Raw genomic sequence first — 14,310 nt, forward strand, 5'->3', positions numbered from 1 at the left:
GATAATGTCTAACGATTTCGACCCCAATGCGGGCCTCTTCGGAGAGCCCGAACCAGAGAAGAGCCCGGAAGAGATACTGAACGAGTACTCCTTCGGAAAGAACCCCAACAGGGCGGTTGCCATCGAGACACTGTTCGGAAAGAGGCTCATGGACGAGACCATGGCCGACGACAAGCTGCCGGTCGAAGGCAAGATGTCCTTCGTCTTCAAGGCCACGGTGCACGGGGTGCTGGACATGATCATGGAGAGCCTCCAGCCTGAGTACAGGGAAGAGGTTGCCACCAGCTTGGACTCGTTCATTGGACTGAACCTGGTCAACCAGAGATTCGGAGTGGACCTCGTCAACACGGTCATGGAGGAGCTCAGCAAGATCGAGCCCCAGGCCGGGGAATCGGACGACATGTTCGAGAAGAGACTGATGGACATGGAGGAGGCATGGTGGAACATCCCCCAGCCTCTCCTGAACGGACGCAACCCCAACGATGCCATCAGGGAAGAGATGAACAAATACGGATTGAATCAGTGATGACGACGCAATGGGTGACCGCCTCTGCTCCCGGGAAGTTCGTGGTGCTCGGAGAGCATTCAGTAGTCTATGGCAAACCGGCCATCGTCCTTGCTACGGACCGCAGGATATACTGCAGTGTCCATAGGAGCAGGAAGTTCACGGTCAACGGTGACAGTCTCGACCTGAGCAGGCAGCCCCATTTCAACTATCTCACCAGAGGGATGAACTACGCCCTCGATTTCCTCACCACCAGCCAACTGCCCTCGGGAGCAGGCATGGGTTCCTCTGCCGCCTTATCGGCCGCCTTGGCACTGGCGATCCGCACAGAGAGGGGAGAGTTCCCCACTGAGCTGTCGCTGGTAGAAGAGGCGTACGGCGCAGAATTGCATGCCCAGGGAGGCGGATCGCCTATGGATGCATCCGCATGCGTCCACGGAGGAGGAGTCGCCATCAACATGGACGATGACTCCAAGGAACTGTGGACCATATCCCGCGGAGAGCGCACATGGAGGGTCACGGACATCAAAGTGCCTGATCTGTCATTCGTCATCGGGAACACCGGAGTCAAAGCACCCACAGGACCTCAGGTGGACAAGGTCAGAAGATACATGAGCAGGAACAGCTTCGCATCCGATATCATCGATGAGATCGGGATGCTCACGTTGGAAGGATACAAGGCCCTCAAGAATGGCGACAAAGAAGCTCTGGGCCGTCTGATGACCAAGGATCACAAGCTGCTGTCCATCCTGGGAGTGTCCTGCAAGGAACTCAACAAACTGGTCAACGCATCGCTCCCATACTCTTACGGGGCGAAGCTAACCGGATCCGGAGGCGGAGGGTGCATGGTCGCCCTTACGGACAAGCCGGATAAAGTGGCTGAAGCCATCGCATCGAGAGGCGGAACGCCGATGATAATCAAGAGCGGGGCGGAAGGAGCCCGCATGGAGACGGAGATGGCAAAGGGAGAACCTTTGGATGTCCCGATGATGAAGTGATACTATGGGAATGATCGAGGACGAGATCGCCAGACTCATGCAGAAATGCATCAGCTGCGGAAAATGCACACCATACTGCCCCTCCCACAAATACGGAGGTGTGGATCCCCACGAGATCATGATAGGGGGAGAGGACGACGTGTCCAAGTGCATCCTATGCGGTACCTGCTCTCAGGTATGCAGGAGGAGCGATCCGTTCACCGTCATGAGGGACCTGAAGGCTTTGGCCAACAACCTCCATGTATCCGATGCTTACAAACAGACGGGGCTGGCCATGCCTCAGGCTGACCATCCCTCGCGCACCGAGCTAGAATACGAATGGAACGGGGATGATGCCTACATCATGCCCGGATGCGTCGTCAAGTGCAAGGCGCCCTACCTGGAATATGCTGCATTGACAGCAGTGAAGACTGTCGGCAAGACGTGCTCGGAACTGAAGGATTCCGGATGCTGCATGCGCCCTCCCCAATTCAGGGAGATGGCAGGTACCGACAGGCATGACGCCGTCGTGAAGATGGTCGCCAACGCTCACGGGAAGGAGCTGATCACCCTTTGCGGGGGATGCACCGATGCGCTCGTCAGCGAGGGGCAGAAGACCACGAACATGATCGAGTTCCTGTACAACAACATCGACAAGCTCCCGAAGTTCGATAGGAAGTTCAAGGTGGCCCTGGAGCCTGGATGCTCTTGCATGCCCTTGAAGAAGAACATGATCGCCATCGTCGAGGCCCTAGGATGCGAGTTCGTGGACAACGGGATGGGGTGCTGCGGAAAGGACACGGAACTGGCCGAGACCATGATGGCCGACAGGGAGAAGGAGTGCGGCAACGGATGCATGATCATCGTCGCCTGTCCCAAGTGCTTCACGAAATACGATGCCCAACCGGACGGGATGCCCGTTCTGTTCCTCTCGGAGCTTGTGGCCTGGGCTGCAGGACACACAGAGACGTTCAAGTATCACAACATCCCCATAGAACCGGATAAAGAGGAATTCTACAAACCGAGGTTCGAAGGTTTCATCCCCAAGGAATCCAAGGGAATGCGCTGGTGAACCTCACTCGGGTTCAGATTCAGACAATTCTTCCGCCAGCTCTTCCTTGCTTTCACGGTTCACGCCATTAAGGGACACATCACCCATCAGTGGGCATACGAGGAGAAGCTCCTTGAGGCCGTAGCGAAGAACGAGGGCGCCGTGGACGTCGAACTGGTAGGAAAGAAAGGCCTGGTCGAGAAATACGTCAGAAGGAAATGATGTATTCTTGAAAAAGTGAAAGGGGCCGGAGCCCCTTGAAAGGTTTTCAGATAAGGTCCTCGAATCCCTCGACGACCTTGGGGTACTTCTCCTTGATAGCCTTGAGGAGGTTGTACACGGTGACGTTGGAGATCTTTGAGGTCTTGACCATCTTGATGATGTCGTCGATGGTATCGTCGTCCAGGGTGGCGAGCTTCTCTTTGGCCATCCAGTTCCTGAATAGCTTGTCCTCCATCCTGTCCCTCCATCTCTTCTCGTAGGGCTGCAACGCCTTCTTGGAGAAGTCTCCGGTCTTGTTGCACTCGGAGAGCACCTGACCGGCGTACATACCGGTCCTGCATGCGTGGCAGATTCCTCCGCCTGTGATGGGGTCGATGATCCTTGCGGCATCTCCGACGAGGACGATGTTGTCGTCGACTGCGGAATCGAGTCCGGGGCATGTGGAGACGAATCCTCCCATGATCTCCAGGATCTGTCCGTTCTTGAATCTGGGATCCTCGGCGATCCACTTGTCGAGGTAGTACTTGGCATCGGCACCCTTCTTGCAGAGGTGTCCGGCGACTCCAATACCGACGTTTGCGACCTTCTCTCCCTTGGGGAACACCCAGATGTATCCTCCGGGCGCTGCGGATCCGATGACGAACTCGCAGTAGTCGGGCGTGATGTCGATGTTGCACATCCTGTACTGGATGCATGAGTCGATGTCACTCAGCTTCAGTGTGGTGTCGATTCCGGCCCACCTTCCGACCTGCGACTCGTATCCGTCGGCTGCGACGACGACCTTGGCGCGGATCTCGATCTCCTCGCCCATGCTCTTCGCCTTGATTCCGACGATCTTGCCGTCCTCGCGGATGATACCTGTGCATGATGTCCTCATCATGATCTTGGCACCGGCGTTGGCGGCATCCCTGGCGAGGGCCTTGTCGAAGAGGTGCCTCTCCAGCACGTATCCGACCTCGTTTCCTGCCTTGGACTCGTCCAGCTGGTATGTGGTTCCCTTGGTGGATTTGATGATCGCACCCTTCATGTCCGCCCTTATCCATGTGGAGTCGGGCTTGATGCCGACCTCGTCCAGCCAGGATTTGGAGACTCCCTCTGCGCACCTGAGGGGTGCACCGATCTCTGCCTTCTTCTCGATGAGGATGACATCCATGCCTCCCTGGGCACAGTACTTGGCCGCCATGCTTCCGCCGGGTCCTGCCCCGACGATGACCGCGTCGCATGTGTAGGTCTTCATGTTATCACACCTTCGTAAGGGCACCAACGGGGCAGAGCTTCACGCAAATACCGCAGTTGATGCAATCGCTGTTGAACTCAAGGACGAAATCGTTGAGGTAGATCGCGTTCTTGGGGCACGAACCAACGCACCCTCCGCAATGGAGACATTTGTCCACGTTGACTTGAATCATGTTATCACTCCTTGATCACTCGGGGCCCCTCTCGTCCTCGGGGACGATGAGTGCCGCGTCGATCTTGTCGGCCTCTTCCTTGTGGAGCTTCTTCCACTCCTCCAGAGGTATGGAGAACTTCGCCTCGATCTCCCTGCGGAACTCGGGGCCGCTGTTGTAAGCGCAGAAGGGGTACAGGCGGCAGTCGGGTGTGATGTAGTGAACACCACAGCGCCTAACCCTCTCGATATCGTAGTTATAGCTGTCCTGGAAGTGCATTCCTGCAAGGAGCATCATCTTCCAGGAGAAGTTTGCCAGAGCGGTCTTGGAATCGCTTCCCATGACGCCTGAGATCATATCGACGAACTTCTTCTTGGTAAGTCCCTCGGGCATCTTGCTCTCATCGATGCAGCTGTTGAGCAGCTTGATGAGCTTGATCGCGTAGAGCTTCTTGAACCTAGCCTTCTCCATTTTGTCGGAGATCTTGTTGAGCTCTCTGGAGAACTTATCGATGTCCACGAACCTGGGGAAGGGGACGACGTTGCCCTTCTCGTCCTGGAACAGATATGTCGCGATTCCGCAGTGGGGGTGGGTTGTGAAAGTGACCTTGGTCTTTCCCAGCAGGATCGAAGCGAACTTGGAGATGGGTGCTACGACAGGGACGGGGTACCAATCGTCCTTGTTAGCGTATCCGGTCTGCTTCTCGACCCTGTCGACAAGGTCTGTGAGGGTGAACCTTCCTGACTCGATCTCCTCCTTCGTCACCCTTCCGGTGAACGCTACGGGCTGGAAGTTGACCGCCCTTATGATGTCGGAGTTGTCGAAGGCGAACTTGACTATGTCGCCGACCAGGTTGTCGTTGACACCGTTGATGATGACGGGGACCAGCACGATGGAAGGGCTGTGGAGACCGTCTTCCTGAAGCTTCCTGCAGTTCTCGAGGACCTTCTGCTTGTTGGCCCACATCTTCCTTCCCCTGACCCTGAGGTAAATCTCGTCGTCCATTCCGTCGAACTGGAGATAAATGGTGTTGAGACCTGCTTCCTTAGCGGCCTTGAGGAAATCGTAGTGGTATGCGAACTCGAGACCGTTGGTGGCGACCTGGATCTGGGCGAATCCCAGCTTCTTGGCATCTGCGATGATGTCGATGAACCTGGGGTGGACAGTGGGCTCTCCACCGGCGAACTGCACCGCAGTGTTGGCGATGGGTTTCTCGGACCTGAGTGCGACGAGCATCTTGTGGACCTCCTCGAAGGAGGGCTCATAGACATATCCCTGGTCGTTCGCGTTTGCGAAACAGATGGGGCAGTGCATGTTGCACCTGTTGGTCAGATCGACGTTGGCGATCATCGTACAGGACAGCATGTCGATCTTCTCGTTGTCGATGACGATGCGTGCGGTGTCGTCGTTGTCCTTGATTGTCTCGTTCATTGAATTGTGGATTCCGATTCCGTCGGTTGCGTACTTCTCAGCCTTGAGGTAGAGATCGACATCGGTCCAGATCTTGTCGCTGTAGTGACCGTGCTCCGGACAGTCCTTCTCCATCATGACCATTCCATTCTTCTCGAGGATGGTGGCTTCGATAATCTTTCCACATTCAGGGCAAATTGACTTTGTCTTTTTGGGAAGACCAGTCTTTGCCGTGTATTCAACTGACGTTCTAGTCATAGTACCCTATAAGAGCCGATACCCTAATAATATAAAATAGACACCCAATAAACTTCGACGTTTGGCGTATCCTTTTTTCACCTATCAGCCAGTAGCAGTCAGCATGACTGCAGTATCGGCGTTTTTTATACCCCTACGAAGAAAGAGGCAGTCATGTATGGAGACAAGCGTGGAAACATGCCTTTCTCGGTCATTGCAGTAACGATCCTGCTGCTTTCATCGGTCGCCGGGATCGTTGTCGCGGACCACATGAGGTCCGGGAACGGCGTAGAAGAGACGGCTGAGGGGACCAGGGCGTTGGATTCCTCGTTGGAAGAGATCTCATCATACGTCAACCAAGAGCTGGGAGTCTTGATCCTCGACATATCCAGGGACGGTGACCTCGGCTCCCTGGAAGACAGAGCAACGGTGTTCAAGGAGCGGTCGGACAGTTGGTTCGATTACACTTTCCCTATGAGGAGCAACGGAGTCAGAACGGAACTTGTGGACGTCAGCGTAGACCTTGGAGCAGAATCCATGGAGGTCCTTGACGGAGAAAGCCCCGTTGGCGGGTACATCCCCGCCTATCTCAAGGGAAGCGGGACGATGACTGTCAGCGCATCATCCGGATTCGGCGGCTCCGTCCGCGATATCGTTATCTCCACGGACGGCAGCTATGCCCTCCCCCTTGCGGCGGAACAGGGATCTCTGTTCGAGAGGATGGTCGAGGACGGAGGCATCTCCATCTCGCAGATCATGTCCTATGAACTCGAATCATTGGCGCAGTACCGTGTCCTCAACGGCTACGGGTCCAGGACTCAGTTCGGAGTTGCCGGGACGATGTCCATCATCACCGAATCGGACGTCTCGAAGGCATACCGTAATGCGCTGGACATCATAGGAACCATGTGCTTCCGCAACGGGCAGAGCGAACAGATCGATGCCGCAGACATCGTATGCGGCACCGTCGTGATAGACAGGTCGGCTTTCTACGGACAGTGCCTGATGTCGATCTTGGACGACGCCGTCCTGAAATGGTACGACTATCTGCGGTTGGACTACATCACAGAGAAGAACGACAGGGAGGGAGGTCTTCGCACACTAGCGGCCGAATGTCTGGTGAAGTTCTTCACTGGAGAGGATGCCTTCGGAGCAGGGGATTACATCGTCAGATTCATGGACGAACATGGCATCGAGGAGCAAAGGTACCGTTTCCCGGGATCGGGGACCACTTCAGTGACCATTGATGGATTCACTCTGACTGTCGACAATCCCGTCATAGACATATTGGATCAGGGATGGATCAGGTTCTTCAATGTCCACTACAGGCTCACGGAGAATTACATAACGGACACACTTAGAAGCGCTCTCAATACGGCCGCTGCGAGATTATTCGAACAGGATCTGGAGGATGTCATCGTCCGTACCGATCCGTATGATGATGTCTCTTTCATCAGGGAGATGTCCGAAGCATACAAAGGGGTGACAGATGGTTTCTCCGACAGCCTGAACGCCGTGCTGGTTGACTCCATAGCATCGCAGGACAGTTACGATCCATTCTATGCATCCATAGCTGAGACCGTGATGTCTCATGCGGACGACCTCTGCGATACTGTTGCTCTCCGTGGATCCATTGAGGAGAAACTGTTCGCATTGTTCGGAGACGATGCAGAAAGTCTGATCTCCTCACCGGAGATAGATAGCGCGATTCACGGATACATAGCGAAGCTGCATGATGATCTTTCGGTCTACGACTCGCTGAGATATGTCCAGGGAAATGGCCCAAGCATCCTCCAGAGCATACTCACTGAGATTGCATCAGGCTATATCGGAACGCTCGGGTTGCAGGAGCTGGTCGAGGACAGAGTTGATGTCCTGCTGTCTGAGGTCATCGACAACATGTCCTCTAACCCCTATTCGGAGATAGTCCGGATGAGGGGAACAGACGGGTTCATCCTGGCGGATGGGGCCGGGAACCTCACTCGTGAGAGACTGGACTTCTATTTCGATTCCGATCCTGTGATCAGCGCACCGACCGTGGTCACAAGCAAATGCACCCACATGACCGGATTCAGGGAATCCATGAGCGCCGGATACTCCACAACCTTCGAGATACGCCTCAGGGACTGCATTGATTACCGCATAGAATCATCAAACTCCCTGTCCTCCGCCATGGGCTCCTCCGTCACTGCCGCCTGCAAAGGGATGTTTACGAACGACATCATGCTGGAGATAAGCGTCGCCAGCGGTTGGGCACTGGCAGGCGTCCAGTACAAGGCCAGTGAGACCATTTATGACGACATTTGGAACAGGCTGTCCGTCTATCTCGAGCCGATCATTGAGCCTCTCCGCAAGGTGATGGCCATCGTGAAGGAGATAGTGGATGAGATAAACGCCTGCATTATGGAGATCTCCAGATATGTTTCCGATATAGTAGTGAGACTGTTCGAAAGGGTTACGGCCCCGCTGACGGAGATGGCGGAATGGCTGGAGACCATGGTATCGCAGGTATTCGGTGACGATGTACTGGACATGTTCTACAGTCTCAATCTCAAGGAGCAGACCATAGGGTTCGAATACCTAGGATACACCTTCCAGCTGAAGTTCGATGCGGCCTCTCTGACTTCTAACGTCAAGACTCTATTCGTGGCATCGCTGACCGGACCGGTCGCAGGCATGGATCTGAAAGCAGAGATCACAGCTAAGGTGAAGGGTGAGATGCACATCAACAACACCTTCGTCACCGGAAAGGCCTCCGTCGAAAATGAGGATTGGAAGGTCAAAATATCCGTTGATCCGCTTATGAAGAGCAGCAAGCATCTGCTGACGGTATCGGCAAACGTCCGCGGAGCAGACATCACGGCGATCCTGCCGGATTTGGACGACTACAACGAGATCGGGATGACTCTCAGCAAAATCCCCGGGATAGGTCAGGCACTGAGCAGCATCCCCTTACCGGGGCTCGGGGTTAACATAGGGCTGGATGCGGGCATCGGGATAAAGTACACCGCGCCCATGGCGGAGGGCATCCTGATCAACGAATACGAATCCAATCCTGCAGGAGATGACTCGGGGAAGGAATGGATAGAGCTGTTCAACAATTCTGACAAGACCATAGACTTGGATGGGTACAGCATCGTAGCATCTTCGGACTTCTCAAAGAAGAAAATGACCTTATCTGGCACAATATCTCCCGGCGAGTTCCTGGTGCTCAATTCTACATTCCTCATGGTGAACTCCCAGGGAAAGACGACGAAGAACGGAGAGGGTCTCACCCTCAAGGATCCGGACGGGAACATCGTGGACCGGACGGGCACGCATAAGGACGAATCCGACAACGGGAAGACTTGGCAGAGGACCTACGACGCTTCAGGGGAATGGGAATTCAAGGAAGGGACCATAGGGCGCTCCAACGGCTCATACATCTCCACCAACCTGATGACCTGCGAGATCGCCAAGGAGATCGTATGGGATTCCGTCCAGTCAGCGTTCGACAAGGTCGGTGCGATAACAGACACCGATTCCCTGCAGGAGGTCATCAAGCTCACTGTGAAGAACTCGATCGACAAGGTCATCAAGAAGGTGGCCGGCTGTCTGGTGGAAGCCTCGGTATTCATCAAAGTGGACGTCACCGACCCGACCTCCACTGCCAAATCAGGGGTTCGCGTTGCGCTGAGATGCGACTCCGAGCTTGTGGAGGATGTGCTGAAGTACATAGCGGGCAAGATCGAATCCGTAGCGCTGTCGATGAAGAACCCCTACAGGATCGACGGTGTGGCCGCATTCACAGACAACATAGATCTCGAGGTCACATTCGATGTTGGGATACAGTACCCGCGTCTGCTGGCCCGTTCGCTCGATGATGCTCCGAAGGTGGATCTGGGCGTGACATTCAGGGCCAATGTATCTGCTTTGAGCAGGATCTATGGGAAAGATGTGGGGACTCCAGGGATCGAGTGTGGGATCCGCATCATAGACTGTCCGCTCGAGATTATTCCCTCCAAACTATCCCCGAAGAAGGGCATGGACCACGATCTATGGCTTTTCAGGATCAACATAGAATGGGCGTGATGGAGAGAGTGGCAACAACCTTAATTTATAGGTAGGGAATCCTGTAAACATGGCCGGAATAGATTTCAAGATACCCACTGTTTTGACGTCGGAAGAGCTCATGGAGAAGGCTTTCCACAGGGCATCCAAGATCTATAAGAACGGCACCAACACCTTGGATACCCGCAAGAAGACCGCCTTGGCGAAGGTAACCGCTGCCGGGGACATCGTCGTCACCGCTCTCCAGGGATACGTCGACAGATTCCCGAGGATGGAGAAGGAGGGAGACTTCTTCCCAGAACTGGTGGACATCGTCATAGGCATCGACAGGTACAAGAAGGCTCTAGGAGCAGTCAACTGGTGCGCCACCAAGGCCGAGAAGCTCAAGAACGAGACACTCAGGGACATCCGCCGCACGAAGGACCCGGAGATAATCGAGTCGCTTAGAAGAGGATTCTACGGTAGGCTGAACTCCTACGTCGATCGCATATCCGACGACCTCCTCTTCCTTCAAGATGCCAAGAACAAGTTCAGGAAGCTTCCCGCCATCGATCCCGCCATCCCCACGATCGTGGTAGCTGGATTCCCCAATGTGGGAAAGAGCAATCTGGTCACTGTGATGTCGACGGCAGAGCCTGAGATCGCACCTTATCCGTTCACGACCAAGGGAATCATCGTAGGTCACATTCAAGACGACTGGAGGAAATACCAGATCGTCGACACCCCCGGACTCCTGGACAGGGAGTTCGAGAAGAGGAACGACATCGAGAAGCAGGCTGTCCTCGCGCTGAGGTACCTGACCGATGTCATGCTTTTCGTCATCGACCCCTCGGAGACATGCGGCTTCAACCGCGATGTGCAGGAGAAGCTGCTGGCCAATGTCCAGGAGAACTTCGGTGACGTCACTATCATAGTCGCAGAGAGCAAGAGCGACATTCTTAAGACCGGGGACGGAAGGCTGTTCTTCTCAGCCCAGTCGGGAGAGAACATGGAGGCTCTCACCGAGACGGTCATCAAAGAGATGAGGGAGATCACCCGCAGGAAAGCGGTTGAAGCGGAAGTGGAATGATGGCCGGCCCGGTATTCAGCGAGGCGATGGCCCAATACTTCACGGAACTCAACGCCAAGAAGGATGAGATCTACGCGATCGCCACCAAAGCGAGAGCGATGGGATACGATCCCGAGGACTATGTGGATGTCCCTCAGGCTGAGGACCTTGCTTCCAGATGCGAGGAGCTACTCAAGGATTACAACGTCAGGGGCGTGGCCGAGGTCATCAGGGAGAAGACCAAGGAGGCAGGAAACCGTGAGGTCGCCTGTCTGCTGACCGCCAAGGAAGTCGCCAAATGGCCCGCTGACAGTTTGGAGCAGGCTCTGGACAGGGCAACGAGGGTGGGATTGGCCGTTCTGACCGAGGGGATCCTGGTCGCTCCGCTTGAAGGTATAGCGGAGACGAGGATAAGGAAGAACGACGACGGATCATCTTATGTCGACCTTCTGTTCGCCGGACCCATCCGTGCCGCGGGAGGAACCGCTCAGGCAATGAGCGTCCTCATCGCGGACGTCGTGAGGAGGGAGCTCGGTATCGGGAAGTACATCCCCACAGAGGGAGAGATCAAGAGATTCGACGAGGAGATCCCGCTCTACAAGCAATGTCAGCACCTTCAGTACTCCCCCACGGCAGAAGAGATCCACCTCATCGTCAGCAACTGCCCCATATGCGTCGATGGAGAAGGAACGGAACAGATCGAGATCTCAGGATTCAGGGACCTGCCCAGGATAGACACCAACCGTGTCAGGGGAGGAGCCGTTCTGGTCATTGCCGAGGGTATGTGTCAAAAGGCTGCGAAGCTGAAGAAGCACGTCGACAAGCTGAACATCCCCGGATGGGAGTTCATCGGACAGTACCTTGACGCACACAAGACCAAGGAGCCTGAGAAAAAGGCGGAAGATAAGCCCGTGGAGAAGAAGGTGCAGCCTCTGGACAAGTACCTCAGGGACATCGTCGCAGGCCGTCCGATCTTCGGTCATCCGTGCCGCGTAGGAGGATTCAGACTCAGATACGGGAGGGCCAGGACATCGGGTCTTGCCTCCCTTGCCTACAGCACCGCCAGCATGTACGTCATGGACGACTTCATGGCCATCGGTACACAGCTAAAGATCGAGAGGCCCGGAAAGGCATGTGTCGTCACACCATGTGACGTCCTGGAAGGGCCGACGGTCCTCCTGAAGAACGGAGACGTCGTATACTGTCAGACCAAGGAAGAGGTTCTTGCAGTCAGAAGCAGGATCTCCGAGATCCTGGACAATGGAGAGATCCTTGTCCCCTTCGGAGAGTTCTGCGAGAACAACCATACATTGGTTCCCTGCGGATACCCTGTGGAATGGCATAAGCTGGAGATTCAGAAGAAGGGAGACCTTCCAGCGGACTGGATGGATCCCACGTACGAGCGTGCTAAGGAGATGTGCGCACAGCTAGGCGTCCCCCTTCATCCCAAGTTCAACATGTTCTGGTCGGATATGCAGCTGGACGACATCAAGCTCCTGAGGGAACATGTCATCGCCACGGGAACGTTCGACGGAAAGAACCTGACAGTAGACCTAGAGCCGGAATCCAAGAAAGTACTGCAGGACATCTGCGTACCCCACCGCGTGGTCGAGAAGAAGGTCATCATCGACGAGAGATACTCAGAACCCATGCTGGACGGCATGGGCATCAAACATGACGGAGGAAAGCTCACCGCAGGCCCGGAGCTCGAAGGAAGCTCCACATTGGAAGCTGTCAGCAAGGCTGCAGGATACGAGGTCAGGGCAAGGGCCATGACCCGCGTAGGCACTAGGATGGGCCGCCCCGAGAAAGCGAAGGAGCGTGAGCTTCAGCCCAAGTTGCACTGTGTGTTCCCCGTTGGGGACGACCCCAAGGCGGGCAGGGAGATCGGTGCTGCCATCAGCCTGCTTTCATCCACTCTCCGCAGCGAGAGCAGGTCTGCCAAGCTGAGAGCCACCGTGGGCAACAGAAGATGTCCGGAATGCAAAAAGATGACCTTCAGGAACTGGTGCAGGGACTGCAAAGTCCACACAGTGTACACACCGGTGAAATCCGATTTCGGAGGATCCGGACCTGCCGAGATGGAGATCGACCTCCAACAGGAGCTGGATGCAGCTTGCGAGAACCTCGGGATCAAGAACCCGGGCGACGTCAAGTGCACCGACACCCTCATCTCCAAACTGAAAACGGTCGAGCCTCTGGAGAAGGGAATCCTGAGGAGCAAGAACGGCATATCTGTGTTCAAGGACGGTACCGTCCGTTTCGATATGACCGACATCCCACTCACACACTTCAAACCGAGGGAGATCGGCCTCTCCATCGAGAAGGCTCATGAGCTCGGCTATACCACAGATTGGAACGGAGACCCGTTGGTGGACCCTGAGCAGATCTGCGAGATCAAAGTTCAGGATGTCGTTCCCGCCAAGGACTGCGGGGACTACCTTGCAAGGGTCGCCACATATCTGGATGACGAGCTGGAGATGCTGTATCACCTCCCGCGCTACTACAACGTCAACAACAGGACCGACCTGATAGGGAACCTGGTCTTCGGACTCGCGCCCCACACTTCCGGTTGCATCCTGTGCCGTATCATAGGGTATGCGGATGTCCGCGGATGTTACGGACACCCATTCTTCCACGCTGCGAAGAGAAGGAACTGCGACGGTGACGAGGACTGTCTCATGCTCGGACTGGACGCTTTGCTGAACTTCTCCAGGAGCTTCCTGCCGGACAGGAGAGGAGGACTCATGGATGCACCTCTGGTTCTGACCACCAGGCTTGATCCAAACGAGATCGACAAGGAGGCTCACAACGTGGATTGCTTGAGGGAATACCCGCTTGAGCTCTATGAGGCTGCCATGGCCATGAAGGAACCCAAGGAAATAGAGAAGTGCATGGACCTCATCGCAGGACGCATCGGGACATACAGGCAATACGAGGGACTCGGATTCACCCATGACACCAACGATATCGCCAACGGCCCGAAGTACTCGGCATACACCACATTGGAATCCATGAAGGACAAGATGGATGCACAGCTAATGCTCGGGAAGAAGCTTCGCGCCGTCGACGAGAAGGATGTGGCCGTCCGTGTCCTGAACAAGCACTTCATGCCCGACATGATCGGAAACCTCAGGAGCTTCTCCACGCAGACCGTAAGATGCACCAACTGCGGCGCCAAATACCGCAGGATGACCTTGAGCGGATGCTGCTACAAGTGCAAGAACCCTCTGAACCTCACCGTTCACGAGGCATCCGTCAAGAAGTACCTGGAGATCTCCAAGAACATCGGGGAGAAGTACGGTCTCGATGCCTACACCAGGGAAAGGATCGACATCCTCGAGATGAACATGAACTCGGTTTTCGAGAACGACAAGGTCAAGAAGTGCAAGCTCTCCGATTTCTTCTGAGCTTACAATATT

Annotated in this window: 9 protein-coding genes; 6 read left to right on the forward strand and 3 right to left on the reverse strand. The window is 55.2% G+C overall.

The window, feature by feature from the left end; translation table 11 throughout:
• Nucleotides 1-4 precede the first annotated feature (4 nt).
• The 3 genes from PED39_00440 to PED39_00450 are packed head-to-tail and all read left to right on the forward strand — an operon-like array spanning nucleotide 5 to nucleotide 2,554.
• Entirely contained in the window at nucleotides 5-526 is a 522-nt protein-coding gene (locus tag PED39_00440; protein ID WII07698.1) for a hypothetical protein, read from the forward strand.
• The gene (gene mvk, locus PED39_00445; protein ID WII07699.1) at nucleotides 526-1,503 is read left to right on the forward strand and encodes a mevalonate kinase; all 978 of its coding nucleotides are present in this window, start codon (nucleotides 526-528) and stop codon (nucleotides 1,501-1,503) included. Before PED39_00440 ends, mvk begins: the two co-directional genes overlap by 1 nt.
• A gap of 4 nt (nucleotides 1,504-1,507) precedes the next feature.
• The gene (locus tag PED39_00450; protein WII07700.1) at nucleotides 1,508-2,554 is read left to right on the forward strand and encodes a (Fe-S)-binding protein; all 1,047 of its coding nucleotides are present in this window, start codon (nucleotides 1,508-1,510) and stop codon (nucleotides 2,552-2,554) included.
• Between the two features lie 247 nt (nucleotides 2,555-2,801).
• On the opposite strand, the gene PED39_00455 is transcribed toward PED39_00450, so the two are convergent.
• Genes PED39_00455 through PED39_00465 form a run of 3 tightly spaced genes read right to left on the reverse strand, consistent with a single transcriptional unit; the run spans nucleotide 2,802 to nucleotide 5,811 of the window.
• Nucleotides 2,802-3,992: an NAD(P)/FAD-dependent oxidoreductase gene (locus PED39_00455; protein WII07701.1), complete on the reverse strand. Its 1,191-nt coding sequence runs from the start codon at nucleotides 3,990-3,992 to the stop codon at nucleotides 2,802-2,804.
• Nucleotides 3,993-3,996: 4 nt separating this feature from the next.
• Complete coding sequence (locus PED39_00460; GenBank protein ID WII07702.1) at nucleotides 3,997-4,164, reverse strand: 4Fe-4S binding protein; 168 nt, start codon at nucleotides 4,162-4,164, stop codon at nucleotides 3,997-3,999.
• A gap of 15 nt (nucleotides 4,165-4,179) precedes the next feature.
• On the reverse strand, nucleotides 4,180-5,811 hold the full coding sequence (locus PED39_00465) for a radical SAM protein (protein ID WII07703.1): 1,632 nt from the start codon (nucleotides 5,809-5,811) through the stop codon (nucleotides 4,180-4,182).
• 153 nt (nucleotides 5,812-5,964) lie between these two features.
• Between PED39_00465 and PED39_00470 the strand changes: the two genes are divergently transcribed.
• The 3 genes from PED39_00470 to PED39_00480 are packed head-to-tail and all read left to right on the forward strand — an operon-like array spanning nucleotide 5,965 to nucleotide 14,298.
• Nucleotides 5,965-9,861 (forward strand): lamin tail domain-containing protein, encoded by a 3,897-nt coding sequence (locus tag PED39_00470; GenBank protein ID WII07704.1) that lies wholly within the window; start codon nucleotides 5,965-5,967, stop codon nucleotides 9,859-9,861.
• 49 nt (nucleotides 9,862-9,910) lie between these two features.
• The gene (locus tag PED39_00475) at nucleotides 9,911-10,909 is read left to right on the forward strand and encodes a 50S ribosome-binding GTPase (protein ID WII07705.1); all 999 of its coding nucleotides are present in this window, start codon (nucleotides 9,911-9,913) and stop codon (nucleotides 10,907-10,909) included.
• Nucleotides 10,906-14,298, forward strand: coding sequence for a DNA polymerase II large subunit (locus tag PED39_00480; protein WII07706.1), 3,393 nt, complete (start codon nucleotides 10,906-10,908; stop codon nucleotides 14,296-14,298). The genes PED39_00475 and PED39_00480 overlap by 4 nt, the downstream gene beginning before the upstream one ends.
• Nucleotides 14,299-14,310 lie beyond the last annotated feature (12 nt).

Source organism: Methanomassiliicoccales archaeon LGM-RCC1 (assembly GCA_030168575.1).
Taxonomy (GTDB): Archaea; Thermoplasmatota; Thermoplasmata; order Methanomassiliicoccales; family Methanomethylophilaceae; genus Methanoprimaticola.

What these genes read in the sequence shown, in the direction of transcription:
- PED39_00455 (WII07701.1), bottom strand. Translation starts at nt 3,992, where the DNA reads ATGAAGACCTACACATGCGACGCGGTCATCGTCGGGGCAGGACCCGGC.
- PED39_00465 (WII07703.1), bottom strand. Translation starts at nt 5,811, where the DNA reads ATGACTAGAACGTCAGTTGAATACACGGCAAAGACTGGTCTTCCCAAA.
- PED39_00440 (WII07698.1), top strand. Translation starts at nt 5, where the DNA reads ATGTCTAACGATTTCGACCCCAATGCGGGCCTCTTCGGAGAGCCCGAA.
- mvk (WII07699.1), top strand. Translation starts at nt 526, where the DNA reads ATGACGACGCAATGGGTGACCGCCTCTGCTCCCGGGAAGTTCGTGGTG.
- PED39_00450 (WII07700.1), top strand. Translation starts at nt 1,508, where the DNA reads ATGGGAATGATCGAGGACGAGATCGCCAGACTCATGCAGAAATGCATC.
- PED39_00480 (WII07706.1), top strand. Translation starts at nt 10,906, where the DNA reads ATGATGGCCGGCCCGGTATTCAGCGAGGCGATGGCCCAATACTTCACG.
- PED39_00475 (WII07705.1), top strand. Translation starts at nt 9,911, where the DNA reads ATGGCCGGAATAGATTTCAAGATACCCACTGTTTTGACGTCGGAAGAG.
- PED39_00460 (WII07702.1), bottom strand. Translation starts at nt 4,164, where the DNA reads ATGATTCAAGTCAACGTGGACAAATGTCTCCATTGCGGAGGGTGCGTT.
- PED39_00470 (WII07704.1), top strand. Translation starts at nt 5,965, where the DNA reads ATGTATGGAGACAAGCGTGGAAACATGCCTTTCTCGGTCATTGCAGTA.